The sequence below is a fragment of the Pectobacterium peruviense genome (assembly GCF_003312355.2).
GTDB lineage: Bacteria > Pseudomonadota > Gammaproteobacteria > Enterobacterales > Enterobacteriaceae > Pectobacterium > Pectobacterium peruviense.
In genome coordinates this window covers 675828-701565 of record NZ_CP161826.1, presented here as the reverse complement: position 1 = coordinate 701565, position 25738 = coordinate 675828, and the positions used below count along the sequence as shown (strand labels likewise).

24 protein-coding genes are annotated in these 25738 nt (G+C 51.6%); 9 read left to right on the top strand and 15 right to left on the bottom strand.

The annotated features are described in order from the left end of the window. Positions 1–100 precede the first annotated feature (100 nt). From lptD to apaH, 6 genes are all read left to right on the top strand, one after another. Positions 101–2470, top strand: coding sequence for an LPS assembly protein LptD (lptD, locus tag DUT67_RS03205; protein WP_113632841.1), 2370 nt, complete (start codon positions 101–103; stop codon positions 2468–2470). Between the two features lie 96 nt (positions 2471–2566). Beyond that, complete coding sequence (gene surA, locus DUT67_RS03200) at positions 2567–3862, top strand: peptidylprolyl isomerase SurA (RefSeq protein WP_048262404.1); 1296 nt, start codon at positions 2567–2569, stop codon at positions 3860–3862. Continuing rightward, positions 3862–4863 carry a 4-hydroxythreonine-4-phosphate dehydrogenase PdxA gene (gene pdxA, locus DUT67_RS03195; RefSeq protein WP_048262405.1) on the top strand — a complete coding sequence of 334 codons (1002 nt, stop codon included), beginning with the start codon at positions 3862–3864 and terminating at the stop codon, positions 4861–4863. Before surA ends, pdxA begins: the two co-directional genes overlap by 1 nt. After that, entirely contained in the window at positions 4856–5674 is an 819-nt protein-coding gene (gene rsmA / locus DUT67_RS03190) for a 16S rRNA (adenine(1518)-N(6)/adenine(1519)-N(6))-dimethyltransferase RsmA (protein ID WP_048262407.1), read from the top strand. The genes pdxA and rsmA overlap by 8 nt, the downstream gene beginning before the upstream one ends. A gap of 12 nt (positions 5675–5686) precedes the next feature. Beyond that, complete coding sequence (gene apaG, locus DUT67_RS03185) at positions 5687–6064, top strand: Co2+/Mg2+ efflux protein ApaG (RefSeq protein ID WP_113626853.1); 378 nt, start codon at positions 5687–5689, stop codon at positions 6062–6064. A 2-nt stretch (positions 6065–6066) separates the two neighbouring features. Then, positions 6067–6912 carry a bis(5'-nucleosyl)-tetraphosphatase (symmetrical) ApaH gene (apaH, locus tag DUT67_RS03180; protein ID WP_113626854.1) on the top strand — a complete coding sequence of 282 codons (846 nt, stop codon included), beginning with the start codon at positions 6067–6069 and terminating at the stop codon, positions 6910–6912. Positions 6913–6983: 71 nt separating this feature from the next. On the opposite strand, the gene DUT67_RS03175 is transcribed toward apaH, so the two are convergent. Beyond that, entirely contained in the window at positions 6984–7178 is a 195-nt protein-coding gene (locus DUT67_RS03175) for a hypothetical protein (protein ID WP_113626855.1), read from the bottom strand. A gap of 421 nt (positions 7179–7599) precedes the next feature. Beyond that, entirely contained in the window at positions 7600–8124 is a 525-nt protein-coding gene (locus DUT67_RS03170; RefSeq protein WP_113626856.1) for a DMT family transporter, read from the bottom strand. A 111-nt stretch (positions 8125–8235) separates the two neighbouring features. On the opposite strand from DUT67_RS03170, the gene DUT67_RS03165 reads away from it, so the two are divergent. Then, positions 8236–9141: a LysR family transcriptional regulator gene (locus DUT67_RS03165; protein ID WP_113626857.1), complete on the top strand. Its 906-nt coding sequence runs from the start codon at positions 8236–8238 to the stop codon at positions 9139–9141. Between the two features lie 90 nt (positions 9142–9231). Here DUT67_RS03165 and folA read toward each other — a convergent pair whose 3' ends face one another. From folA to DUT67_RS03150, 3 genes are all read right to left on the bottom strand, one after another. Beyond that, entirely contained in the window at positions 9232–9714 is a 483-nt protein-coding gene (gene folA, locus DUT67_RS03160) for a type 3 dihydrofolate reductase (protein ID WP_011095362.1), read from the bottom strand. A gap of 109 nt (positions 9715–9823) precedes the next feature. Continuing rightward, complete coding sequence (locus tag DUT67_RS03155; protein ID WP_048262415.1) at positions 9824–10294, bottom strand: threonine/serine exporter; 471 nt, start codon at positions 10292–10294, stop codon at positions 9824–9826. Continuing rightward, a complete protein-coding gene (locus DUT67_RS03150; RefSeq protein WP_113632840.1) occupies positions 10285–11058 on the bottom strand; it encodes a threonine/serine exporter ThrE family protein in 774 nt (257 codons plus the stop codon). The genes DUT67_RS03155 and DUT67_RS03150 overlap by 10 nt, the downstream gene beginning before the upstream one ends. A gap of 203 nt (positions 11059–11261) precedes the next feature. Here DUT67_RS03150 and DUT67_RS03145 point away from each other — a divergent pair, with 203 nt between their 5' ends. Beyond that, a complete protein-coding gene (locus DUT67_RS03145; RefSeq protein WP_010681757.1) occupies positions 11262–11876 on the top strand; it encodes a LysE family transporter in 615 nt (204 codons plus the stop codon). 102 nt (positions 11877–11978) lie between these two features. Here DUT67_RS03145 and DUT67_RS03140 read toward each other — a convergent pair whose 3' ends face one another. From DUT67_RS03140 to ribF, 10 genes are all read right to left on the bottom strand, one after another. Next, positions 11979–12347, bottom strand: a complete 369-nt coding sequence (locus tag DUT67_RS03140) for a VOC family protein (RefSeq protein WP_113632733.1) — start codon at positions 12345–12347, stop codon at positions 11979–11981. 97 nt (positions 12348–12444) lie between these two features. Then, positions 12445–13134: a YafY family protein gene (locus DUT67_RS03135; protein WP_113632839.1), complete on the bottom strand. Its 690-nt coding sequence runs from the start codon at positions 13132–13134 to the stop codon at positions 12445–12447. A 159-nt stretch (positions 13135–13293) separates the two neighbouring features. Further along, positions 13294–16518, bottom strand: a complete 3225-nt coding sequence (gene carB, locus DUT67_RS03130) for a carbamoyl-phosphate synthase large subunit (RefSeq protein ID WP_113626860.1) — start codon at positions 16516–16518, stop codon at positions 13294–13296. Positions 16519–16532: 14 nt separating this feature from the next. Further along, entirely contained in the window at positions 16533–17681 is a 1149-nt protein-coding gene (carA, locus tag DUT67_RS03125) for a glutamine-hydrolyzing carbamoyl-phosphate synthase small subunit (protein WP_048262497.1), read from the bottom strand. A 445-nt stretch (positions 17682–18126) separates the two neighbouring features. Beyond that, a complete protein-coding gene (gene dapB / locus DUT67_RS03120; protein ID WP_113626861.1) occupies positions 18127–18948 on the bottom strand; it encodes a 4-hydroxy-tetrahydrodipicolinate reductase in 822 nt (273 codons plus the stop codon). A gap of 341 nt (positions 18949–19289) precedes the next feature. After that, positions 19290–20240, bottom strand: a complete 951-nt coding sequence (gene ispH, locus DUT67_RS03115) for a 4-hydroxy-3-methylbut-2-enyl diphosphate reductase (protein ID WP_113626862.1) — start codon at positions 20238–20240, stop codon at positions 19290–19292. Then, a complete protein-coding gene (gene fkpB / locus DUT67_RS03110) occupies positions 20221–20694 on the bottom strand; it encodes an FKBP-type peptidyl-prolyl cis-trans isomerase (RefSeq protein WP_048262423.1) in 474 nt (157 codons plus the stop codon). The genes ispH and fkpB overlap by 20 nt, the downstream gene beginning before the upstream one ends. Beyond that, complete coding sequence (lspA, locus tag DUT67_RS03105) at positions 20694–21209, bottom strand: signal peptidase II (protein ID WP_101749522.1); 516 nt, start codon at positions 21207–21209, stop codon at positions 20694–20696. The genes fkpB and lspA overlap by 1 nt, the downstream gene beginning before the upstream one ends. Beyond that, on the bottom strand, positions 21206–24076 hold the full coding sequence (ileS, locus tag DUT67_RS03100) for an isoleucine--tRNA ligase (RefSeq protein WP_113632732.1): 2871 nt from the start codon (positions 24074–24076) through the stop codon (positions 21206–21208). Before ileS ends, lspA begins: the two co-directional genes overlap by 4 nt. A 31-nt stretch (positions 24077–24107) precedes the next feature. Next, a complete protein-coding gene (ribF, locus tag DUT67_RS03095) occupies positions 24108–25049 on the bottom strand; it encodes a bifunctional riboflavin kinase/FAD synthetase (protein ID WP_048262428.1) in 942 nt (313 codons plus the stop codon). A 425-nt stretch (positions 25050–25474) separates the two neighbouring features. Here ribF and rpsT point away from each other — a divergent pair, with 425 nt between their 5' ends. Continuing rightward, positions 25475–25738 (top strand): 30S ribosomal protein S20, encoded by a 264-nt coding sequence (gene rpsT / locus DUT67_RS03090; RefSeq protein ID WP_048262429.1) that lies wholly within the window; start codon positions 25475–25477, stop codon positions 25736–25738.

Below are 25738 nucleotides of genomic sequence, written 5' to 3'. Positions count from 1 at the left end.
GGCGGTGGGGATTTAACACTGGCGCAACGCTAACGAGTGATATAGTCTCTGACCGTTTGCCGGCATGATGCCCCTGATGACGGAACACCTGATACCACGTATGAAAAAAAGTTTCCCAACTCTGCTGGCCACTCTGGTTTGGTCGGCGCTTTACAGCCAGCACGCGCTGGCCGATCTCGCTGAACAGTGCATGCTGGGTGTACCTACGTACAACAGGCCACTGGTAACCGGCGATCCCAATCAGCTGCCGGTCAATATTCAGGCCGACAAAACCGAAGCCAATTATCCCGACAACGCCAAATTCATCGGCAATGTTAACATCCAGCAGGGTAACAGCGTTATGACCGCCGAGCAGGTGGAGCTGAACCAGTTGGATCCGACAACGCAGGGTAGCACGCCTACGCGTACTATTACCGCGACGGGAAATGTCCACTACGACGACAATCAGGTCATCCTTAAAGGCCCTAAAGCCTGGGCCAACCTGAACACCAAAGATACCGACGTCTACGAAGGCGACTATCAGATGGTGGGCCGTCAAGGGCGTGGTTCCGCCGACAAAATGAAAATGCGTGACAGCAATCGCTACACCATTCTGGAAAACGGCTCCTTCACTTCCTGTCTGCCGGGAGATAATAGCTGGAGTGTCGTCGGTTCGGAAGTAATTCAAGACAGAGAAGAACAGGTTGCTGAAATCTGGAACGCGCGCTTCAAGATTGGTGGCGTGCCGGTGTTCTACAGCCCGTATTTACAACTTCCTATCGGCGATAAACGACGCTCTGGCTTTCTAATCCCCAATGCGAAATATGGTAGCAGCAATGGCTTTGAACTGCTGACGCCCTATTACTGGAATATCGCCCCTAATTTTGACGCCACCATCACGCCGCATCTGCAAACCAAACGTGGCATGCAGTGGCAGAACGAATTCCGCTATCTGACCACACCGGGCCTTGGCGTTATTCAGTTCGACTGGCTACCTAACGACAGTGAATACGCCAAAACCTCACCGCAAGACGATAATGATACCCGCTGGTTGTTCCACTGGGGTCACAGCGGCGTGATGGATCAGGTGTGGCGTTTTAACGCAGACTACACAAAAGTCAGCGACGACCGCTACTTTACCGATCTGGAGTCGACCTACGGTTCGACCACCGATGGTTACATCGCCCAAAAGCTCAGTGCAGGCTATGCGAACCAAAACTGGAATACCACGGTGTCCACCAGACGGTTCCAAGTCTTTTCCAACGCAACCAGCCGTGATGTCTACCGTGCTGAGCCGCAGCTTGATATCAATTATTACCAGAATGATATCGGCCCGGTTGATATGCATCTTTATGGTCAGGCGGTAAAATTTACCAACGTCAACGACAACCGGCCGGAAGCGACTCGTCTGCACATTGAGCCAACGCTAAATCTCCCGCTGGCAAACCGCTGGGCCAGCCTCAATACCGAAGCTAAGCTATTAGCGACACACTACCAGCAGGATAATCTGGAGCGTTACCGTACTTCCTCGACACCAAACATTGACCAAAGTACAAAAGATGCACTGAAAGACTCAGTGAATCGGGTCATGCCGCAATATAAAGTCGACGGAAAGATGGTCTTTGAACGTGAAATGGACTGGTCGCAGGCCTATACCCAGACGCTGGAGCCTCGCGCGCAATATCTGTACGTGCCTTATCGCGATCAGAGTAGCATCCATAGCTATGACTCCACGCTCATGCAGACCGACTATTCCGGCCTGTTCCGCGATCGCAGCTACAGCGGTCTGGATCGTATCGCGTCGGCAAATCAGCTTGTGACCGGTGTCACCACGCGTATTTATGATGATGCGCTGGTTGAACGTTTTAACGCTTCTATTGGTCAAATCTATTACTTCGATCGTCCGCGCACTGGTGACCGCAATACGTCGCTCGATAAGAGTGATAACAACGGCAGCCAGGTGTGGGCAGGTGACTCCTTCCTGAAAATCGATGACAACTGGGGTGTCCGTGGTGGTCTGCAGTATGACAATCGTCTGAACGAAGTCGCTCTGGGCGACGCCGTGTTAGAATACCGTCGTGATGCGGAACGTCTGGTACAGTTAAACTACCGTTACGCCAGCCCTGAATATATTCGCGACATGATCCCTAATGTCACGAACCCTGGCTTCCAGCAAGGTATCTCACAGGTTGGTGTCACCGCGAGTTGGCCGATCGTCGAACGTTGGGCCGTTGTGGGTGCTTATTATTACGACACCAAGGCCAATCAGCCGGCAAACCAGCTTATTGGCTTACAGTACAATACCTGCTGCTGGGCCGTGAGCGTCGGTTATGAACGTAAAATTACCGACTGGAACAGCGCCAGCCGCAGCAGCGAATACGACAACAAAGTGTCATTTAATATCGAATTACGTGGTTTAAGCAGTAATTACAGTCTGGGTTCCGACAAAATGCTGCGCTCGGGTATTTTGCCTTACCAGCGCGCGTTCTGATGTCATGCAGAGTGCTGAGCCGATAAACACAAACAGTCTGTCTTACGGAAATGTTGGAACTTTAACCCGCCTTGCGGATGAAATAATGGGAAAGGTATGAAGAACTGGAGAACGCTTATTCTCGGATTGGCACTGAGTGCCTCTACCGCGTTCGCAGCACCACAGGTGGTTGATAAAGTCGCAGCAGTCGTCGATAACAGCGTCGTACTGGAAAGTGATGTAAACAGTCTTTTGCAGTCGGTGAAACTGAACGCCCAGCAGGCCGGGCAACAGTTACCGGATGATGCCACGTTGCGTCATCAGATTACCGATCGCCTGATCATGGATAATATCATCCTGCAAATGGCGCAGAAGATGGGTATCCAGGTGACGGATGAGCAGTTGGATCAGGCAATCACTAATATTGCCGGTCAGAACCGCATGTCTATCGACCAGTTAAAGAGTCAGTTGGCTTATGAAGGTCTGAACTACAACACTTACCGTAGCCAGATTCGCAAAGAAATGCTGATTTCGGAAGTGCGCAACAACGAAGTCCGCCGTCGCGTTACCGTGCTGCCGCAGGAAGTCGATACGTTAGCGAAGCAAATTGCTAACCAGACAGGCGAGAATGATGAGTTGAATCTAAGCCACATTCTGATCCCATTACCGGAAAACCCGACTCAACAGCAGGTTGATGAGGCGGAAAATCTGGCTACGTCACTGGTGAAACAAATCAGTGAAGGGGCAGATTTCGGTAAGCTGGCCATCACCTATTCATCTGATTCTCAGGCGCTGAAAGGCGGCCAAATGGGTTGGGGCAAGTTGCAGGAAATTCCAACGCTGTTTGCTGAACGCTTAACACAGGTGCAGAAGGGCCAAGTCGTCGGCCCGATCCGTTCTGGTGTGGGTTTCCACATTCTGAAAGTTAACGATATTCGCGGCGGTAACAAAAGCGTCTCGGTAACTGAAACGCATGCTCGCCATATTTTGATCAAACCGTCTGTCGTGATGACGGACAGCCAGGCGCAAGCCAAACTGGCCGACGTTGCACAGCAGATCAAAAACGGCAGCACCGATTTCGCGGCACAAGCCAAACTGCTGTCTCAGGATCCGGGATCGGCCAATCAGGGCGGCGACCTTGGCTGGGCTTCTCCAGATATGTACGATCCGGCCTTCCGTGATGCGTTGCTGAAACTGAAGAAAGGCGAAATCAGCCAACCCGTTCACTCCTCTTTTGGCTGGCACCTGATTCAGTTGCTGGACACCCGTCAGGTTGATAAAACTGACGCCGCACAAAAAGAGCAAGCGTATCGTATGATCTTTAATCGTAAATTCGCTGAAGAAGCGCAAACCTGGATGCAGGAACAGCGTGCAGCGGCTTATGTCAAAGTGATTAATGGCGCCACTAACTAATGCAGACTAAGAGCAATACACCACGCGTTGTGATCACCCCCGGCGAACCCGCCGGGATTGGCCCCGATCTGGTGATTGCTCTGGCGCAGCAGGCCTGGCCTGTAGAGCTTGTGATCTGTGCGGATCCTGACCTGTTATTAACTCGCGCATTGCAGCTGTCTATGCCGCTGACGCTGCGTGACTATCAATCTGGCCAGCCCGCACAGCCACAACAGGCAGGTAGTCTCACCATCCTGCCGATCGCCGCACCAGCAACCGTCATTGCGGGTCAATTGAATGTGGCTAACAGCGCTTATGTCGTTGAAACATTAGCCCGTGCTTGTGATGGTTGCTTGAACGGCGAGTTCGCCGCATTGATTACCGGCCCGGTACATAAAGGCATTATCAACGATGCTGGTGTCCCTTTCAGCGGGCACACTGAGTTTTTCGCCGATCGCAGCAGCTGTGACCGTGTCGTCATGATGCTAGCGACGGAAGAGTTGCGCGTCGCTTTAGCGACCACGCACTTACCGCTTGCTGCCGTTTCTGCGGCAATTACCCGCCAGAGCCTGCATGAAGTCATCACGATCTTACATCATGATTTGCAGACAAAATTCGGCATCGTTCAACCACAGATCTATGTTTGTGGATTGAATCCTCATGCCGGTGAAGGCGGTCATATGGGCCGTGAAGAGCTGGATGTGATTAATCCAGCACTGGACGAGCTTCGGCAACAAGGCATCACGCTGATTGGGCCGTTGCCTGCCGATACCCTTTTCCAGCCAAAGTATCTGCAACACGCTGACGCCGTTTTGGCGATGTATCACGATCAAGGGCTCCCGGTTCTGAAATATCAGGGCTTCGGGCGCGCTGTTAATATCACACTGGGGCTACCGTTTATCCGCACGTCGGTCGATCACGGTACAGCACTAGAGCTGGCCGCAACCGGTAGCGCAGAGCCTGGTAGCTTCATCACGGCATTAAATCTTGCCATTAAAATGATAAAGAATAGTAATGAATAATCGCGTACACCAAGGTCACTTCGCCCGTAAACGTTTTGGGCAAAACTTTTTAAACGATCATTTCGTGATCGATAGCATCGTTTCGGCCATCCATCCTCAGCCGGGTCAGGCTGTGGTAGAAATCGGTCCGGGGCTCGGCGCGTTGACGGCGCCGATCGGCGACAGAATGGATCGTTTTACTGTCATTGAGCTGGACAGGGATCTGGCAGCACGGTTGGAAAAGCATCCGACGCTAAAAGATAAGCTGACGATTATTCAGCAAGACGCCATGACGATCGATTTCGCCGCGCTCGCTGAACAGGCCGGGCAGCCACTGCGTGTTTTTGGCAACCTGCCGTATAATATTTCCACACCGCTCATGTTCCATCTGTTCACCTATACTCAATCTATCCGCGACATGCACTTTATGTTGCAGAAAGAAGTGGTTAACCGTTTGGTGGCAGGGCCGAACAGCAAAGCCTTCGGACGTCTGAGCGTTATGGCACAGTATTATTGTCAGATAATACCGGTGCTTGAAGTGCCACCGGAAGCATTCAAGCCAGCGCCTAAAGTCGATTCTGCCGTAGTGCGGCTTGTGCCTCATGCCGTAATTCCCCACCCGGTCAGTGATATTCGCGTGCTGAGCCGCATCACCACGGAAGCGTTTAACCAGCGCCGTAAAACATTGCGTAACAGTCTCGGCAACCTGTTCACCCCAGAAACGCTCACCGAGCTGGGTATCAATGTCACCAGCCGCGCCGAGAATGTGACCGTTGAGCAATACTGCCGATTGGCAAACTGGTTAAGCGAGCATCCGGCAAAACAGGAATAACTGGAGTTCATCATGATTAATGCGCCCCGTGTTTGTTTACAGGTTCAGAGCTTCTATGTGGAATCACAATCGGAGCCTGATGAAGAGCGTTTCGTGTTTGCTTACACGATTACGGTTCGCAATCTGGGGCGTCATGAAGTCCAGCTTTTGGGGCGTTATTGGCTGATCACCAACGGTAACGGCCGCCAAACCGAAGTTCAAGGTGAAGGCGTAGTCGGTGAACAGCCGATTATCCAGCCTGGCGGCGAGTTCCAATATACCAGCGGTGCAGTCATAGAAACGCCTCTCGGCACGATGGAAGGCCACTACCACATGGTTGACCATCAGGGTAAAGCGTTTCAGGTCCCAATCCCCGTCTTCCGACTGGCAATCTCTTCACTGATACATTAATTATGTCTACTTATTTAGTTGGCGATGTTCACGGGTGTTTAGTTGAACTCAAAGCGCTATTGGCGCAAGTTTCCTTTAATCCTGAGCAAGATACGCTCTGGCTAACTGGCGATTTAGTCGCACGCGGGCCGGATTCACTTCAGGTTCTGCGCTTCGTTCGTTCTCTGGGTCCATCTGTCCGTATGGTGCTGGGCAATCACGATCTGCACCTGCTAGCCGTTTATGCAGGTATCAGCCGTAATAAGCCGAAAGATCGTCTCAACGACCTTCTCACCGCACCGGACGCCGACGAGCTAATCAACTGGCTACGTCGCCAGCCGATCTTGCAGGTGGATGACGATCTGAAGCTAGTCATGGCGCACGCGGGGATCACACCACAGTGGGATCTGCCGACAGCACTCATGTGCGCGCGCGAAGTCGAATCGATCCTGAGCAGCGATAGCTACCCGCTTTTCCTCGATGCCATGTATGGCGATATGCCGAACCACTGGAGCCCAGAGCTTAGCGGTCTGGCTCGTCTGCGTTTTAGCACCAACGTCTTTACCCGTATGCGCTACTGCTTCTCCGGCGGACAGTTGGATATGCTGTGTAAAGAGCCGCCTAATCAGGCACCTTCTCTGCTAAAACCGTGGTTTGATTTACCAAGCCAGATCGCTGGGGAATACGCTATTGTGTTCGGCCACTGGGCATCATTGGAAGGGAAAGGCACGCCGGAAAACATTTATGCGCTGGATACCGGGTGCTGTTGGGGGGGAGAACTAACTATGCTGCGTTGGGACGATAAGCGTTATTTCACGCAACCGTCACTCTCATCAAACACCGAACTCTCAGGTGATATAACGCTCTAACTCAGTAAGTAGGTGCACGGATGCATTTACCTCATCGCCAGCCGTACTATTCTCACCGAAATAGGAAAGTGTCATAGAAAGGGGAAGGTCATCCCAGACTGACTCTTTTTGGATGACGGAACGGCTAACGCCTCGGCGGGAATCGACCAGATGCCGCCACCAAGAAACCCCGCCAGACCAACAGCCTCTACACCGCCTGACGGTAATTCGCGGCGGCGTGGGTCGCTCAAACGGTCAGTATTCAGATTGCTGCTTCTGTTTGTCATATGTACTGTCTCCTACCTATCAAACACAGTGATTTACATGTATTTCGAATTAACCACATTTCAATTTAACTATATACCCCAAATAATTCGAGTTGCAGGAAGGCGGCAAGGGAAGGAATCCCGATGAGCTTACTCAGGTAAGTGATTCGGGTGAGTGAGCGCGGCCAACGCACATGCAGCTTGAAGTATTACGGGTATATTTCGATTTAACTACGCGAGCGACAGCGTGTTTCTATACTAACGATGGCAGGTGACGGAAATGTGACCGGCAAGCGTTGGAAAGCTAGGAGATGCCCTAACGCCAATCGTTTAAAGCTCGAGATACACGGGGTGACCACAGGGGTGAGGCGTCCCTACGGGAACCTCCCCCCTGTGTTTCCCCTAAAAACGAGCCTAAATGACCCACATTCGGAGGTACTCCTCAATATGAAGACTTCTGAGATTCAACAGCCTGTGTCACTCGCGGTTGAGAAGTCGCGGAGCATTGCACCACCAGCATACCCATAACGATTAACGCGACGCCGACTATTCGTCCCAGCGTCGCGGGCTTTACCGCCAGCCCCATCAAACCAAAGTGATCGATAATCAGCGATGCCACAACCTGACCGACAATCACGCAGACAATAAAGCCTGAAGCACCAAGCTGTGGCGTCAGTAATAACGCGGCAGTGATATAAACAACACCCGCCACCCCACCCAGCCAGATCCACCACGATCCCTGTAAGGCATTACCAACCGCTGGAACGGGTACCCGAGCAGCAAACAAGATCGGCAACAACACGCAGATGCTAACCAGCAGAGATACCAGCGTTGCCCACAGCGGATGGCCTAACGAACGCCCCAGCGCCGCATTGCTGGCGGCCTGAAAAGGCACAATGCTCCCGGCAAGCACAGCAATACCCAGTGGCAACAGCAGTGAAAGAGAAAAAGAAGAAAATAACGACATGGAACCCCCTGGCTCACAATATGAAATGCACAACGTCATTGAGATGTTCCAATACTCAAGCATCCATTAAACTGATGGAAATTCGTAATTCATACAGAAGGCATTCATAGAATGGATGATTTGCGTCGTATCGACATGAATCTGCTGCTAACGCTTCATGCTTTGCTGACGGAAAAACACGTCACGCGAGCAGCGCTGCGCCTGCACCGCAGCCAGCCTGCCGTCAGCCATTCATTATCACAGCTGCGTCAGATTTTTAACGATCCGCTATTAGTCCGGCGTGAGGTTGGTTTGACGCTAACGACCCGGGCTCAGGCGCTACTCGGCCCGCTGGAACACGCGCTTGAACAGCTGAATGTGTTGATACAAACCCCATCATTCGATCCGCGCCATAGCACGCGACATTTCCGTTTGGCCCTCTCTGATTACGGTACCAATGCGGTGTTGCCAACGCTCATGCGGCATTTGCGCATGCAGGCTCCCAGTATTTCACTGGCTGTCAGCCATGCTGGCCGTGAAATGATGCTGGCACAGTTGATCGATGGAGAAATCGACTTAGCCCTCGGCGTATTCCCTGAGCGCCCGCCCGAGGTACACGCCGAGGTTCTCTTTGAAGAGCATTTTTCCTGTCTGGCCGACCGTGCCACACTGCCGGAAAACGGTATGCTGTCGTTTGACGCGTGGCTGGCGCGGCCACATATTCTGGTCACGATGCATCCTGATTCGGCTAATGAAATTGACAGCACACTGGCAGCAAGCGGCCGAACGCGCAATGTTGTGCTGACATTGCCCCACTGGCATGCCGCCATCAATCTTATTGCCGGTACCGATCTGGTTTTAACCGCGGCGCGGCGTAGCATGGCCCGAATCAATACGCCAGATTTGCACATTTTTCCGCCGCCGTTCACGATCCCTAATTTTGCCTTCCAGCAGGTATGGCATACGCGTCGCGAGAGCGAACCAGCACATCGCTGGCTGAGAAAAGCCATTTGGGAGAGCTGTCAGGTAGTGGATTAACACCTAGCCAGAAAACGAAAAAACCCGCAGCGAGGCGGGTTTGGGCTATTCGTCGTATTACCGACGGAACGTTATCGCAGGAAAGTGCTCCTAGCGGCGTTCCAGAATTTCGAAGCAGTAACTGTGTGAGTTACGCTCGTCAGCATCATGAAATTCGCTGAAAACAGACTGCCATTCATCCGGCTCGTAGTCAGGGAAATGCGTGTCGCCTTCCACTTCAGCATCAATATGCGTCAGGTAGAGACGGTTAGCCTGCGACAGCATCTGCTGATAGACACTGCCACCGCCAATCACCATCACTTCCTCAACCTCACCTGCCGCCGCCAACGCGGCGTCCAGCGAAGAGACCCAGGTCACGCGCTCGTCATCACCTGGATGATTGCTGACGACAATGTTCAGTCTGCCGGGCAGCGGCTGACCGATAGAGCGGAAGGTATTACGCCCCATAATAATCGGCTTATTAAGCGTATTGCGCTTAAACCATGCCAGATCGGCGGGCAAATGCCACGGCATCGCGTTTTCCATGCCAATCACGCGATCCACTGCCAGTGCAGCAATCAAACTAATAACCATGGTGAAAAACCCTGTAGGTCAGAAAATTGCTGACACTATACGGAAAGCCCTTTCACTCGTCGATATGGAGACGAGACCGAAACGTAATATAAGAGTGCTCCGACGTGGTTTATACCCCCGGCCGTTTACGGTAGAGCCAGATTCCCGGTAAAGACAAACCGATAGACAGCGCTCCGACGATAAAGCTGGCCTTCAGGAAATTGGTCATCATGACGCTCATCAGCGCCTCGCTGTAGCCAAGATGCGAAATTTCCACCACCGAAATCATCGCCGTATAGGCAGAAATACCGGGAAACATCGGGATCACGGCTGCCACGGTAAAGACTTTCGGATGCGCCAGCAGCCAGCGTGACCAGCGGATGCCAGTGATACCAATCAGGATCGCCGCCAGAAACGACGCCCATTCGATATTCATGCCGAAATGTATCGCCAGAAATCGTACGCCGTGCCCGACGCCGCCCAACAGCGCACAGTAAGGTAGCACTTTCAGCGGCACGTTGAAGACCATTGCAAATCCCAACGCAGGAACCGCAGCCAGCACCATATCTTGCAAAAGTGCCCACAGTAAACTTAAGCCCATCCGCGTAACCCCCACAGCGACATCGCCATCACGACACCAATACAGGTTGCCAGCGTCAGTAAGCTCGCCACCGTCCAGCGTGCCAGACCGGTATTCACGTGCCCTTTAAACATATCCGCCACGGCGTTGATCAGAGGAAAACCGGGGACCAGCAGCAGCACACTTGCCGCCATCGCTACCGTCGACGTCTGAGAAAAAGCAGGCAAACGCATCAACAGCCCTGACGCCGACGTGGCGACAAATGCCGTAATACAGAAGTTGATCAACGGATTCAGATGTCGTCCGGTAAAGACCTGACGGACATACATTGCCAGACCGCTGGCAATCAGGGTGACAATAAAGGCATCCCACCCGCCGCCGTTCAAACGGCTGAAGCAGCCGCAGGAGAGCGCGACAACGGAAACCATCAGCCAACGCGGGTAACGCAGTGGCTTAATATTTCCCAGACGCTTCTCCACACCCGCCACATCCAGCAGTTTATGCTCGGCCATGATGACCGCATGCTGCACTTCAATCACAACGTGCATATTAATGCCGCGATCCACGTTCTTTCGCGTCGACGTCAGGCAATGCCCTTGCATGATGGTGGTCAAGACAATTGAATTTGCCGAGATTGAACTCTCAACGCTATCAGCACCCAATGCCACGCCAAGCCTTGAAGACAACTGCTCTACGACCATACTTTCTGCGCCATGCTGTAACAGCAGCAGCGCACATTGGATGCACAATCGGGTTATTTCCCGCTGCTGTGCCGCTTCACCCATCCGTTTTTCGCCACATAATGGTTCACGGTTCTCACGTTCACTGACCATGTTGTTATCTAATCCGCCCCTGAAATTAACCACAAAAAATTAAAGGACAATTGTTAACATATCGCCGCCGAATAACCAATAAGTGTGATGCGAATTCATTATTCTGGCGCTATGATTTCCCTCGGCCCTCTCTTTCTTCACTGCCTGGAATGACCATGTTAGAAACATCACTGTTTGTCGCGACCATCGCCACGCTGGGGATGCTCTCTCCCGGCCCCGACTTTTTCCTCGTTATCAGGAATGCGGCGCGCTATCCACGTGCTGCTGCAATGATGACCGCCTTTGGCGTAATCTGCGGCGTAGCAACCCACATGGCGTACTGCGTCGCCGGGCTAGCTGTCGTCATCACCACTACGCCGTGGCTGTTTAATGTACTGAAATATGCGGGTGCCGCCTATCTGATCTGGATCGGTATTCAAGCGCTATTCGCGCGCGGCGGAAGCAAAATGGACGTATCGAACCTCACACAGCAAAGCGTCAGCCTGAAAAAAGCGTTCCTACAAGGCTATCTCTGCAACCTGCTTAACCCGAAAGCCACACTCTTCTTTCTGGCGATGTTCACCCAGGTTCTGAATATTCACTCAGGCATCGGTGAAAAACTGTGGTACGCCATGATTATCTGGCTGCTCTCTCTCGTCTGGTGGCCGCTGTTGGTGGTGCTTTTCCAAAGCGAACCGGTACGCCGAGGATTAGCTAAAGTGCAGAAACTGGTCGATAAGCTACTGGGAACGGTGTTGATCGCGTTAGGTATCAAAGTGGCGTTGGGCTGATAGCTGTAAAGTGCTGGTTAATATGCAACCGCTTGGCTTAATGTAAAAACACCTTTCCAATTTTCACTGGAAAGGTGTTGCTGATTTTATTCTGACGCTGGCTCAGTAGCTGGCATGATAAACACGTAGCCGGTGGTGATCGGGATCGAGTGCCACGAACGTCAGGCCAAAATCCATTTGGATGATGTCCTGAGCGATAGTAATACCCCGTTCCTTCCAGCTTTCATAAATCGTGTTCAATGCATCCTCACTCTCGACACGAATGGCTAATTCGCTACCGCCGCCCGCCAGTTGGGCTACCGGCTTAACTTCATGCTTAGACCACAATCCCAATAGCAACCCAGAGTCAAAAGCGAACATCGCAAAGTTCTCCGACTTCTCAACGGGCTGAAAATCAAAGAGTTCACGATAGAAACATTCACTGGTAACGGCATCTTCTACATATAAAAGGACAAGATTTGGTGCGTTCATCAGAGATTACCTTGAATCAGGTGAGTAATAAGCAGAAGGCTTCTGCTTGCCTGAATGCATCGTAGTACGCACTGCTGCCAATTTTTGTCAGTAGTCATTACTGCCGGGGAATATCTTCTTTTTCATGCCATTCTTTTAGCAGTTGCTGACGACAACGAGGATAGCGTTGCTCCAAAACCGTCATGCCACGGATACGCTCTGTTCTGAAATGGCGGAATTGCTGGCGATGTTCGCACCAGGCAGCAATCACATGCGTTTGATCGAAAAACCCCAATGCAAACGGCCAGATAATGCGGAGAGATTCATTGCCTTGAAGGTCGCAATAAGCAATCTCAGTACGACGCTCTGCCCGGATAGCGTGGCGCAAGGCTGATAAATCGATCACAACAGATGGAGTAAATTCCGCCTTACCCACTAATAATCCAGAAGAGTCGAGCGCGTCACGCAGTTCCGATGGCAATACCGCAGCAATTTTCATCAGCGCATCACGGGCCGCTTCCCCCAAACGCTCATCCGTCCTTCTAGCTACCCAGCGCATACCCAACACCAACGCTTCAATTTCCTCTTCTGAAAACATCAGCGGGGGGAGCATGAACCCCGGACGCAAGATATATCCCAATCCAGCTTCTCCCTCAATATGCGCTCCCTGCAATTGCAGCGTGGCAATATCACGATAGAGGGTCCTCTGGCTCACACCTAATTTTTCAGCCAGATATGCTCCCGTTACGGGAAAACGGTGATGGCGTAATATCTGTAAAAGATCGAGTAAACGCTGCGTTCTGGACATCACCTTACCTTCGCTTCGGGCATGAAAAATCTGTTCAATATCGGGTTGAAACATAGTGATGGAGAAAAGATTTCAGGCTAAACAAAAAATACAAAAAAGCCAGCGCTGTTACCAACGCTGGCTTCATTTTTCAGCTTATAACCCTATCGAAGTAAGGTATCAGCCCTTAATCATCGCATGCATTTCCTGTACGGAAGTGACCTTCTCCGTCGGATCTGCCGTCAACGACATGGCTGTGGCGAAACCGCCGTTCAGCGTCGTGTCGTAGTGCACCTTGTATTGTAGCGCGCTGCGGCGAATCAGCTTAGAGTCTTCAATCGCCTGACGCCCTGCGGTGGTGTTAACGATGTAAGTGTACTCGCCATTCTTGATACGGTCCTGAATGTGCGGACGACCTTCATGCACCTTGTTCACCAGACGCGGATTAATGCCAGCCTCACCCAGTTCAATCGCCGTGCCGTGCGTCGCATCCAGTTCAAAACCGTGCTTCAGCAGCTTGGCCGCCAAATCCACCACGCGAGCCTTATCACCTTCACGTACCGACAGGAGTGCACGTCCGGTTTTCTTCATGTGTGAACTGCTGCCCAGCATCGCCTTGGCAAACGCTTCAGCAAACGTGCGGCCAACGCCCATCACTTCACCGGTCGAACGCATTTCTGGCCCCAGAATCGGGTCAACGCCAGGGAATTTGTTGAACGGCAGCACCACTTCTTTCACCGAGTAATACGGCGGGATGATTTCTTTGGTGACGCCCTGCTCAGCCAGCGTTTTGCCTGCCATCACTCGCGCGGCAACTTTCGCTAACGGGACACCCGTCGCTTTCGAGACAAACGGTACGGTACGCGCAGCACGTGGGTTCACTTCAATCAGATAAACTTCGTTATCCTTCACCGCAAACTGCACGTTCATCAGACCGCGAACGCAAAGTTCAAATGCCAGTTTCTCAACCTGCTGACGCATCACGTCCTGAATTTCTTTGCTCAGCGTGTAAGCTGGCAGTGAACAAGCCGAGTCACCAGAGTGAACCCCTGCCTGCTCGATGTGTTCCATAATGCCGCCAATCAGTACACGTTCGCCGTCGCAAATGGCATCGACGTCAACTTCGATAGCATCGTCAAGGAAGCGGTCTAACAGAACGGGGGCATCGTTGGATACGCTAACCGCGTTTTGGAAATAACGCTTAAGGTCGATTTCGTCATACACGATTTCCATCGCGCGACCGCCCAGAACATAAGAAGGACGGACGACCAACGGGTAGCCGATGCCACGCGCTTTTTCTACCGCCTGCTCAATCGTCGCTACCGTGGCGTTAGACGGTTGCTTCAGCCCCAGACGATTGACGGCCTGCTGGAAGCGCTCGCGGTCTTCTGCACGGTCAATCGCGTCTGGGCTAGTTCCGATAACCGGTACTCCAGCGGCTTCTAGCTCGCGAGCCAATTTCAGCGGCGTCTGGCCACCGTACTGCACGATAACGCCCTTTGGCTTCTCGATACGGACGATTTCCAGTACATCTTCAAACGTTACGGGTTCGAAGTACAAGCGGTCAGACGTATCGTAGTCTGTTGAAACCGTTTCAGGGTTGCAGTTGACCATGATGGTTTCATAACCATCTTCGCGCAGCGCCAGAGAGGCATGGACGCAGCAGTAGTCAAACTCGATCCCCTGTCCAATACGGTTAGGCCCGCCGCCCAGTACCATGATTTTGTCACGATCCTGAGTCGGGTTGGCTTCACACTCTTCTTCATACGTGGAGTACATATACGCCGTATCGGTCGAGAATTCAGCCGCACAGGTATCGACACGCTTATAGACTGGATGCAGGTCGAATTTATCGCGCAGCTTGCGAATTTCACTTTCCGCCACGCCAGCCAGTTTTGCCAGACGCGCATCAGCAAAGCCTTTACGCTTCAGCGCACGTAAGAAATCCGCATCCAGCGCGGTGATACCTTTTTCTGCAACCTGCTCTTCCAGACGCACGAGTTCTTCAATCTGCACCAGGAACCAGCGATCAACGTTGGTCAGGTTAAATACACCATCGACAGACATACCCGCGCGGAAAGCATCCGCGATGTACCAGATACGCTCGGCACCGGCATCTTTCAGCTCGCGGCGGATCTTGGTCAACGCTTCAGGGTCATCCAAATCGACTTTCGGATCGAAGCCAGTCGCACCGACTTCCAGACCACGTAGTGCTTTCTGCAAGGATTCTTGCTGTGTGCGACCAATCGCCATCACTTCACCCACAGATTTCATCTGTGTGGTCAGACGGTCATTGGCACCGGCAAATTTTTCGAAGTTAAAACGTGGAATCTTGGTAACAACATAGTCGATAGCGGGTTCGAAAGACGCTGGCGTACGACCACCAGTGATGTCGTTCATCAACTCATCGAGCGTATAACCGACGGCCAGTTTGGCCGCGATTTTCGCAATCGGGAAGCCCGTCGCTTTGGACGCCAGCGCAGAAGAACGTGATACACGTGGGTTCATTTCGATAACGATCAGGCGACCGGTTTTCGGGTTTACCGAGAACTGAACGTTAGAGCCGCCAGTTTCTACACCGATTTCACGCAGTACCGCCATCGAGGCGTTACGCATGATTTGATATTCTTTATCTGTCAGCGTTTGCGCTGGCGCAACGGTGATGGAGTCACCGGTGTGGATACCCATCGCATCGAAGTTTTCAATTGAGCAGACGATGATGCAGTTGTCGTTCTTATCACGCACCACTTCCATCTCATACTCTTTCCAACCGATCAGTGATTCATCGATCAACAGCTCTTTGGTTGGAGAAAGGTCCAGTCCGCGTTCACAGATCTCTTCGAACTCTTCACGGTTATAAGCGATACCGCCACCGGTGCCGCCCATCGTAAAGGAAGGACGGATAATGCACGGGAAGCCGAGGTCAGCTGCGACAGCCAGCGCTTCTTCCATATTGTGTGCAATACCGGAACGTGCGGTATCCAGACCGATTTTCTTCATCGCCACGTCGAAGCGGCGGCGATCTTCTGCTTTATCAATCGCATCCGCCGTTGCACCAATCATGGTCACGCCGAATTCCGCCAGCACGCCTTTGCGTTCCAGTTCCAGCGCACAGTTCAACGCCGTCTGGCCGCCCATTGTCGGCAGCACCGCATCTGGACGCTCTTTTTCAATAATTTTACGCACCACTTCCCAGTGAATCGGCTCGATGTAGGTCGCATCGGCCATTTCCGGGTCGGTCATGATGGTTGCTGGGTTGGAGTTCACCAGAATAACGCGGTAACCCTCTTCACGCAGGGCTTTACACGCTTGTGCACCCGAGTAGTCAAACTCACACGCCTGGCCGATGACAATCGGGCCTGCGCCCAGAATCAGGATGCTTTTAATATCTGTACGTTTTGGCATTTTCTCGCTCCTGATTATTTAGCTGAAGAACGGTAAGTCTGAATCAAGTCAATAAAGTGGTCGAACAGCGGCGCAGCATCATGCGGGCCCGGGCTTGCTTCTGGGTGCCCCTGGAAGCTGAACGCTGGCTTATCCGTGCGGTGAATCCCCTGAACCGTATGGTCAAACAAGGATTTATGCGTGACGCGCAGCGTGTCAGGCAGGTTATCTTCATCAACCGCAAAGCCGTGGTTCTGCGCGGTGATCATCACACAGTTGTTATCCAGATCTTTGACCGGATGGTTACCGCCGTGGTGACCCAGCTTCATCTTGATGGTCTTCGCACCGCTCGCCAGTGCCAGCAGTTGGTGACCCAGACAGATACCGAATACCGGAATATCCGTTTCCAGGAAGGTTTTGATCGCGCGAATCGCGTAGTCACACGGTTCCGGGTCGCCCGGGCCGTTAGAGAGGAAAATACCGTCTGGATTAAGCTTCAGTACGTCCTCAGCAGGTGTCTGCGCCGGAACGACAGTCAGGCGGCAGCCGCGATCCACCAGCATACGCAGAATGTTGCGTTTCACACCGTAGTCATAAGCCACCACGTGGTAAGGCAGTTCGCTTTCGTTTTTCGCCGCAGGCAATTCGCCTTCCAGCGTCCAGCTTCCCTGTAACCAGCTATAGCTTTCTGCCGTCGTCACTTCTTTTGCCAGATCCATCCCCTTAAGCCCAGGGAAGGCTTTCGCTTTCTCCAGTGCCACAACAGCATCAGGCGCATCACCCGCGATGATGCAGCCATTCTGTGCGCCTTTTTCACGCAGCAGGCGGGTCAATTTACGGGTGTCGATGTCGGCGATGGCGACGATGTTGTTGCGTTTGAGGTATTCAGACAGGCTTTCTTCACTTCGGTAGTTGCTGGCAATCAGAGGTAAATCGCGAATAACCAGACCTTGAGCCTGTACTGAGGGGGATTCTTCATCGTTGGCATTAGCGCCGACATTACCGATATGGGGATAAGTGAGAGTGACAATCTGGCGGGAATAGGAAGGATCAGTAAGGATTTCTTGATAACCGGTCATCGACGTATTGAAGACCACTTCCCCCACTGCCGATCCTTCTGCCCCAATGGCCCGACCGTGGAATTGGGTTCCGTCTTCCAGAACCAATAGCGCTGACTTAATCAAAACACCCTCCAAGGAATAAAAAATCACGTTATTTGCATATTAATTCAGATTCGAGCCACTAAATCAATGCAAAAACTACCTGTAAGGCCAATTTTTGGCAAATTGGGCGCATTTTAATGATGGTCTTCCCAATTGTCTACCCAAACCGCTTTTTTTCTCTTATTTTTATGCTTTCCGGAATAAATAACCGCCCACTGACGTAAAAAGCCCTATCAACTCAGATAAGTAAACGGTTGCGAAGCCACATTGTTAAAATAAGGCTAGAGAATCACCAGCAAAAGGCATTTAAGGAGTAAGATGAGTTAATCATCACTAAAAAATGGAATAAAATACAAATAAAAAAGCATGATGGAATCAAATAGAAACGAACCAGATAAAAACAAAGGTGAACGTTAAAATATCCACCCTTTTCAGCTAGATGTATTTTTTATTAAAAAATAAAATACTACAAATTATCCAAAGAAAGCACATCTCTCATATCGAAAATACCAGCTTCCTTCGTGTTAATCCAGATAGCGGCCCTTACTGCACCATTGGCAAACGTCATACGGCTGGATGCCTTGTGGGTAATCTCAACGCGTTCACCAATATCAACAAACATCGCCGTATGTTCGCCGACAATATCACCCGCTCGTACGGTAGCAAAACCAATACTTTTCGGATCGCGTTCGCCTGTATGACCTTCACGAGCGTACACGGCACAGGACTTCAGATCGCGTCCCAGCGCATCAGCAATCGCTTCGCCCATCGCCAGCGCGGTGCCAGACGGCGCGTCCACTTTGTGGCGGTGGTGTGCTTCAATGATTTCGATATCAGTATAGTCGCCCATGACCTTGGCGGCTTTTTCCAGCAGCTTCAGCATGACATTGACACCGACGCTGAAGTTCGCCGCAAACACAATTCCGATATCTTGCGCAGCCTGCTTAATCGCCGCTTTGCCTGCATCATCAAAGCCGGTTGTCCCAATAATCATGCCTTTACGATGCTGACGACAAAATGCCAAATGCGCTAATGTGCCTTCCGGGCGGGTGAAGTCGATCAAAATGTCGAAATCATTCTGTACTGCATCCAGGCTTTCATTCACGGTAATACCGTTTTTACCCAGTCCGGCGAGTTCACCAGCATCGCTTCCTAGCAGGGATGAGCCAGAACGCTCCAGCGCTGCGCCCAATGCCACACCGTCCATTTGATCAATAGCCTGAATCAGCTGGCGTCCCATACGGCCGCCCGCGCCTACAACCGCAATACGGATGGATGAATCCTTCATAAGGTCTCTCTCTTTTTGATTCTGACGACATAAAAATAACATCAGGTTAACGGGCACCGAGCACTATCGCCAGCGGATTTACGGCCAGATTAGAAAATACTGTTTGAAGCCGCAGAAAATCAGCAAAACTGTCTAAGCACAGGCATTAGAATCGCACCTGAAATGGATGAAAAACCGTAAGGCATTTAAAGGCAAGCAGAAACGGTCAAAAATAAACCACATGGAGTAACGCATAAAAATTCATTTTTATGCGTTAACATTTTTATGAGTGAATACAGGGAGGAAGATGAACGGGAATAGCAGTGATAGGGATAGGGCCGAAGCCCTACCGCAGAAACAGACTAATCAATCTGTTTGACTTCAACACGCAGCTCTTTAGGCACTTCAAAGACGATGTTTTCTTCACGGCCTTGCATTTCAACCGCAACCTTGCCGCCTAATTCTTTCAGGCGCTGAATCACCTGTTGTACCAAAATATCCGGTGCCGATGCGCCAGCAGTAACGCCAACATGCGAAGCGCCCGTCAACCATGACTCCTGAATATCGTCCGCGGAATCAATCAGATAAGCGGATTTCCCCGCTCTCTGTGCCAATTCAGCAAGACGGTTGGAGTTTGAGGAGTTTTTAGAGCCCACAACAAAGACGACATCCGCCTTATCCGACAAATGGCGAACCGCTTCCTGACGATTGGTCGTTGCATAGCAGATATCATCTTTACGCGGGCCAACAATCTGCGGGAAACGCTCACGCAACGCATCAATCACCGCATAAGTATCATCAACAGAAAGCGTGGTTTGCGTCATAAAGCACAGGTTGTTTTCATCTTTTACCTGTAACTGCCAGACATCATCAGGGGACTCAACCAGATACATACCGCCATCCGCATTGCTGTACTGCCCCATCGTCCCTTCAACTTCCGGGTGTCCGGCATGCCCAATAAGAATCGCTTCCACGCCCTTCTTACTGGCTCTGGCCACTTCCATATGCACTTTGGTTACCAGAGGGCAGGTGGCATCGAACACCGTCAGGTCACGATTTTTTGCTTCATTACGTACCGCTTGCGAAACGCCATGTGCAGAAAAAATCAGAATCGCACCATCCGGTACATCTTCAATCTGCTCAATAAAAATCGCGCCACGTTCGCGTAATCCGTTAACCACATAGCGATTATGTACCACTTCATGACGGACATAGATCGGCGTACCAAACAGCTCCAGTGCACGTTCCACTATGCTGATAGCACGATCGACACCCGCACAGAAGCCGCGCGGATTAGCCAGCAGGATCTGCATGGGACACCTCCTGTTGTACGGGATCGATATCCAACACGTCGAGATCGAAGGTAATTGCCTGACCAGAGAGGGGATGGTTGAAATCCACGGTGACTGACTCTTCGGTCACATCGCGGATAATCCCCGGCATATCGTTCCCGGCAACGCCGCTGAAGAGCATGATCGTACCCACATCCGGCACGCCGGTCTGGGCGAAATCACGACGCAAGAAGAACTGGATCAAGTTCGGGTTAGTCGGCCCAAAGGCCGACTCAGCTGGCAGCGTAAACTTGCGTTTATCGCCACGCTTTAATCCCAACAGATTTTGTTCCAGCGCGTCAGACAGGCTACTGTCGCCGAGGCGAAACAGCGCTGGCTTGCCGCGCTCACGCGTGGATTCGGCCACAGAGCCATCCTCCAGCGTCAGTATAAAATGCACCAGCAGCGCGCTGTTGTGCTGCACAGTCTCGGACATCAGTGACCCTTCTGCTTAACGGTATCAGTATCATCATGCGTACTGAAAAACCCTTCCAGTACGATGAGCGCCGCACCAATACAGATAGCGGTATCGGCCAGGTTAAAGGTGGCGAAGTGCCAGTTACCGACATAGAAGTCGATGAAATCGACGACGAATCCGTGCCATGTCCGGTCGAATAGATTGCCCAATGCGCCGCCGATAATCAGCGAATACGCAATGTTATTTAGCCTCTGCTTGACGCTGCCACGGTACATCATCACCAGCAGTGCAACCACAATAGCAATCGCAATGCCGGCAAAGAACCAGCGTTGCCAGCCGCCTTTATCCGCCAGGAAGCTGAATGCTGCGCCGTAGTTACGGGCGTAATGCAGATTCAGAGAAGGCATCACGGGTACCGTATCACCCAGTGCAAAGTGGGCAAGGATCCACTGCTTGCTACCAAGATCGATAACTAAAACCAGCACCGCCAGCCAGAGCCAGCGCAGTCCACTCGAACAAATTTTATTCATCAGACAAATTTACGCTCTTCGCCGTTGCCGCCCACGTTAGTCGCACAGCGACCACACACTTCAGGATGGTCGGCATTGCTACCGATATCCGTCTCGTAATGCCAGCAGCGTGGACACTTGTGCCCTTCTGCCTGAGATACGAACGCTTTTACAACAGTTCTAATTGAACTAACTGAATTTCCAAGCAACTCTTCAGTTGCAATATTTTCATTATTATTAGGGTATAATATTTCCATTGGTGTGCAACTTTCATCAATGGAGACTTGGGATGTTAGGAATATAAAACTAGCTTCGTGACGTAACTCGTCACGTAACAATTGGATAGTTCGAGTTTCTGTTGGAAAACTAACCCGAACAGATGTCTCTAAACTAGACTTAATACCTATCCCCTTCTGGTCTTCAATTGCTTTATTAATAATTGCTTTTATCCCACGAACATCGTTCCAAAAATCATTATCTAATTCTTCGTTGTCATCCAGCGCAAACAGACCGTCATACCATTCTTCGGTAAACACATACTGCGCACGTTCGCCCGGCAGGTAACTCCAGATCTCATCCGCCGTGAAGGACATAATCGGTGCCATCCAGCGCACCAGCGCTTCTGAGATATGGTATAGCGCAGTCTGGCAGCTACGGCGTGCAACGCTGTCGCTTTTTGCTGTGTACTGACGATCTTTAATGATATCCAGATAGAAAGATCCCATTTCGATCGAGCAGAACTGCATCAAGCGCTGTACGACACGGTGGAAATCGTAGCTTTCATACGCTTCGAGGATCTCATCCTGCGCGGCTTTCGCACAGCCAACCGCCCAGCGATCCAGCACAACCATGTCTTCTGGTTTCACACTGTCTTTCTGTGGATCGAAACCATTCAGGTTCGCCAACAGGAAACGCGCGGTGTTACGAATACGACGATAGGCATCGGCAGAGCGCTTCAGGATTTCATCGGATACGGCGATTTCACCGGAGTAATCCGTTGAACCGATCCACAGGCGCAGAATGTCGGCACCGAGTTTGTTCATCACGTCCTGTGGGCTCACGGTATTACCGATCGATTTGGACATCTTGCGTCCCTGACCATCGACGGTGAAACCATGGGTCAGTACCTGACGGTAAGGCGCTTTGCCTTTAATCGCGGTGGAGATCATCAGAGAAGACATGAACCAACCACGATGCTGATCGGAACCTTCCAGATACATATCCGCTTCGTGACCGCCAAATTCAGGACGAACATCGACTACTGACGCGTGCGTCGATCCAGAATCGAACCACACATCCAGCGTGTCTGGCACTTTGACGTAGTTATCCGCCTCTGCGCCCAGCACATCAGCCGGATCGAGATCCCACCATGCCTGAATGCCGTCCGCTTCAACACGTTTCGCCACAGCTTCAATCAGCTCAGCGGTACGCGGGTGCAACTCTTCCGTCTCTTTGTGGACGAACAGCGACATCGGCACGCCCCAAGTACGCTGACGGGAAATACACCAGTCAGGGCGGTTGGCGACCATCGCTTCGATACGCGCCTGACCCCAATCTGGGATCCACTGCACGCCTTTGATTTCAGACAGCGACTGCTTACGCAGGCCTTTCTGATCCATGCTGACAAACCACTGCGGCGTCGCACGGAAAATGATCGGCGATTTATGACGCCAGCAGCACGGATAGCTGTGCTGTAATTTCTCTACGTGCAGCAACATGCTTTTTTCACGCAGGATTTCAACGATCAGATCGTTGGCTTTGAAAACGAATTTACCATCCAGTTCAGGATAGGTACCGCTCAGGTAGCAGCCGTTCGGCCCAACCGGGTTAGCGATTTCAAGATTGTATTTCTGGCTGATCACATAGTCGTCAGGACCGTGACCACCGGCGGTGTGTACCGCACCGGTACCCGCATCCAGCGTTACGTGATCGCCCAGAATGGCCGGTACGTCGAAGCCCAGGAACGGATGCTTGAAACGCAACAGCTCAAGATCGGCGCCTTTGCAATCACCCAGAACTGCCCACTGGGTCACACCCACGCGTTTCATGACGCTTTCAACCAGGTCGGCCGCCAGAATCAGTGCCTGGCCGTCAATCTGAACCAGTTGATAATCGAACTCTGCGTTTAACGAGATCGCACGGTTTGCTGGCAGCGTCCACGGCGTCGTCGTCCAGATCACCAGAGAAACAGGGCCATCTACGCTGCTCACGCCAAACTTGGCTAATACCGCCGCTACATCGCTAGCGTTAAACGTCACATCAATGGATGGGGACGTTTTGTCGTAATACTCAACTTCTGCTTCCGCCAGTGCGGAACCACAATCGGCACACCAGTGAACCGGCTTAGCACCCTTGTGCAGGTGGCCGTTTTCAATGATGCGACCCAGCGCGCGAATGATGTTCGCTTCGGTTTTGAAATCCATTGTCAGATAAGGACGATCCCAGTCGCCCAGCACGCCGAGACGAATAAAGTCGGCTTTCTGACCAGCAACCTGCTCTGCCGCATATTTACGGCACTCAGCGCGGAATTCTGCCGCGCTGACTTTCTCGCCCGGTTTACCAATCAACTGCTCGACTTTCAGCTCAATTGGCAAACCATGGCAGTCCCAGCCCGGCACATAAGGGGAATCGTAGCCAGACAGGCCTTTCGATTTAACGATAATATCTTTCAGAATCTTGTTAACTGAGTGACCAATGTGAATGCTGCCGTTCGCGTATGGAGGGCCATCGTGCAGAATGAAGGTCTTCTTTCCCTTCTTCGCATTGCGAATAATCCCGTACAGATCCTGCTCATACCAACGTTTCAGCATGTCAGGTTCGCGCTTGGCCAGATCGCCACGCATCGGGAACCCTGTTTCCGGTAAGTTCAGGGTAGTCTTATAGTCACTCATTAGATTCTCGATTTCGTTTCGGCTAGAAAAATTAAACCGGTGTCTTTAACCCGAAGAACGTCCGGGCTGTCACCACATCATCGGCGATTTGCTGTTTTAACGCATCAAGCGAAGCAAAACGCTGTTCATTACGGATTTTTTTACGCAGTACGACTTCAATATGACGACCGTAAAGATCTATCGTCACGTCCAGTAAATGCACTTCAAGCTGCTGGCGTTTGTCACCGTTTACGGTTGGACGCGTACCAATATTGGCGACGCCCGGCAACGGTTCTTGCCCCAGCCCATAAACACTGACGGCATACACGCCGCTGACAGGAGAAACCTGACGTTTCAATGGGAGGTTGGCGGTAGGGAACCCAATGGTTCGCCCTAATTCTTTGCCATGTTCTACGCGTCCAGAAATGCTGTAAGGATGGCCTAGCAGGCTTTCTGCCAGTTCCAGTTCATCATGACTGAGCGCTTCACGTACCGCAGTGCTGCTGACACGCTTGCCGCCATTACAAAACGAATCGGTACTGATGACAGCAAACCCCGCCCCACACCCAGCCTTCTGTAATAACAGGAAATCTCCCTGACGACCAGCCCCGAAACGGAAGTCATCTCCGACAACAAGAAACTTCACGCCCAATTTCTTCACCAGCAGAGAAGAAACGAACGTCTCAGCATCATTGGCGGCAAACCGCGCATCGAACCTGACGCATAGCAGATAGTCCACGCCAGCCTGCGCCAGGTATTTCACCTTGTCGCGCAGACGCGTCAGCCGTGCGGGCGCTTTTTCCGCAGCAAAAAGTTCCAGCGGCTGTGGTTCAAAAATCATGACCATCACTGGCAACCCACGAGTGCGACCTTCCTGCTTCAGTCGTTCAAGCAGCATTTGGTGTCCGAGGTGCACGCCGTCAAAATTACCAATAGTGAGCACACAGCCGTAATGGTGTGCCCGAAGATTGTGTATACCGCGAATTAGCTGCATGGCTGGCCCAGAACAAAGGGTTAATATTATGGAAATCGGCGGATTATACCTTGTACAGCGAGTAAGGTTAACCCGCGATTCGCGCCTTTTGCAGCCACCCTGTAAATCGTGCCAGTATTTTCATGTTTTTTAGCTGAATCCTCGATGGATAACGCCCACAAGCAGAATATCTAGGTAGCGGATGCCGTATACAATCCGACTTTACCGATGGCAGACAGGGCTTTATCAAATTCAGGATGAATTTATGATGCGAAAAGCTGTATTCCACCGCGTGAAGCTGCTAAAATCCTGCGCCATCACAACGTAACAAGTGTCGACGTACAAACGACGCTTATTTGCACAAATCCATTGACAAACGAAGGCTAAACGAGCATATTCCACGGCCTTTGAATTGTCCTCGATTGAATATATTTGGGAGTTGGACCTTGGCTAATATCAAATCAGCTAAGAAACGCGCCGTACAATCTGAGAAGCGCCGTAAGCATAATGCAAGCCGTCGCTCAATGATGCGTACTTTCATCAAGAAAGTATACGCGGCGATCGCTACTGGCGATAAAGAAGTGGCACAGAAAGCGTTTAATGACATGCAACCGATCGTGGATCGCCAGGCTAGTAAAGGTCTGATTCACAAAAACAAAGCTGCACGTCATAAATCCAATCTGGTTGCGCGCATCAACGCCATGCAATAA

What these genes read in the sequence shown, in the direction of transcription:
- lptD (WP_113632841.1), top strand. Translation starts at nt 101, where the DNA reads ATGAAAAAAAGTTTCCCAACTCTGCTGGCCACTCTGGTTTGGTCGGCG.
- surA (WP_048262404.1), top strand. Translation starts at nt 2,567, where the DNA reads ATGAAGAACTGGAGAACGCTTATTCTCGGATTGGCACTGAGTGCCTCT.
- pdxA (WP_048262405.1), top strand. Translation starts at nt 3,862, where the DNA reads ATGCAGACTAAGAGCAATACACCACGCGTTGTGATCACCCCCGGCGAA.
- rsmA (WP_048262407.1), top strand. Translation starts at nt 4,856, where the DNA reads ATGAATAATCGCGTACACCAAGGTCACTTCGCCCGTAAACGTTTTGGG.
- apaG (WP_113626853.1), top strand. Translation starts at nt 5,687, where the DNA reads ATGATTAATGCGCCCCGTGTTTGTTTACAGGTTCAGAGCTTCTATGTG.
- apaH (WP_113626854.1), top strand. Translation starts at nt 6,067, where the DNA reads ATGTCTACTTATTTAGTTGGCGATGTTCACGGGTGTTTAGTTGAACTC.
- DUT67_RS03175 (WP_113626855.1), bottom strand. Translation starts at nt 7,178, where the DNA reads ATGACAAACAGAAGCAGCAATCTGAATACTGACCGTTTGAGCGACCCA.
- DUT67_RS03170 (WP_113626856.1), bottom strand. Translation starts at nt 8,124, where the DNA reads ATGTCGTTATTTTCTTCTTTTTCTCTTTCACTGCTGTTGCCACTGGGT.
- DUT67_RS03165 (WP_113626857.1), top strand. Translation starts at nt 8,236, where the DNA reads ATGGATGATTTGCGTCGTATCGACATGAATCTGCTGCTAACGCTTCAT.
- folA (WP_011095362.1), bottom strand. Translation starts at nt 9,714, where the DNA reads ATGGTTATTAGTTTGATTGCTGCACTGGCAGTGGATCGCGTGATTGGC.
- DUT67_RS03155 (WP_048262415.1), bottom strand. Translation starts at nt 10,294, where the DNA reads ATGGGCTTAAGTTTACTGTGGGCACTTTTGCAAGATATGGTGCTGGCT.
- DUT67_RS03150 (WP_113632840.1), bottom strand. Translation starts at nt 11,058, where the DNA reads ATGGGTGAAGCGGCACAGCAGCGGGAAATAACCCGATTGTGCATCCAA.
- DUT67_RS03145 (WP_010681757.1), top strand. Translation starts at nt 11,262, where the DNA reads ATGTTAGAAACATCACTGTTTGTCGCGACCATCGCCACGCTGGGGATG.
- DUT67_RS03140 (WP_113632733.1), bottom strand. Translation starts at nt 12,347, where the DNA reads ATGAACGCACCAAATCTTGTCCTTTTATATGTAGAAGATGCCGTTACC.
- DUT67_RS03135 (WP_113632839.1), bottom strand. Translation starts at nt 13,134, where the DNA reads ATGTCCAGAACGCAGCGTTTACTCGATCTTTTACAGATATTACGCCAT.
- carB (WP_113626860.1), bottom strand. Translation starts at nt 16,518, where the DNA reads ATGCCAAAACGTACAGATATTAAAAGCATCCTGATTCTGGGCGCAGGC.
- dapB (WP_113626861.1), bottom strand. Translation starts at nt 18,948, where the DNA reads ATGAAGGATTCATCCATCCGTATTGCGGTTGTAGGCGCGGGCGGCCGT.
- ispH (WP_113626862.1), bottom strand. Translation starts at nt 20,240, where the DNA reads ATGCAGATCCTGCTGGCTAATCCGCGCGGCTTCTGTGCGGGTGTCGAT.
- fkpB (WP_048262423.1), bottom strand. Translation starts at nt 20,694, where the DNA reads ATGTCCGAGACTGTGCAGCACAACAGCGCGCTGCTGGTGCATTTTATA.
- ileS (WP_113632732.1), bottom strand. Translation starts at nt 24,076, where the DNA reads ATGAGTGACTATAAGACTACCCTGAACTTACCGGAAACAGGGTTCCCG.
- ribF (WP_048262428.1), bottom strand. Translation starts at nt 25,049, where the DNA reads ATGCAGCTAATTCGCGGTATACACAATCTTCGGGCACACCATTACGGC.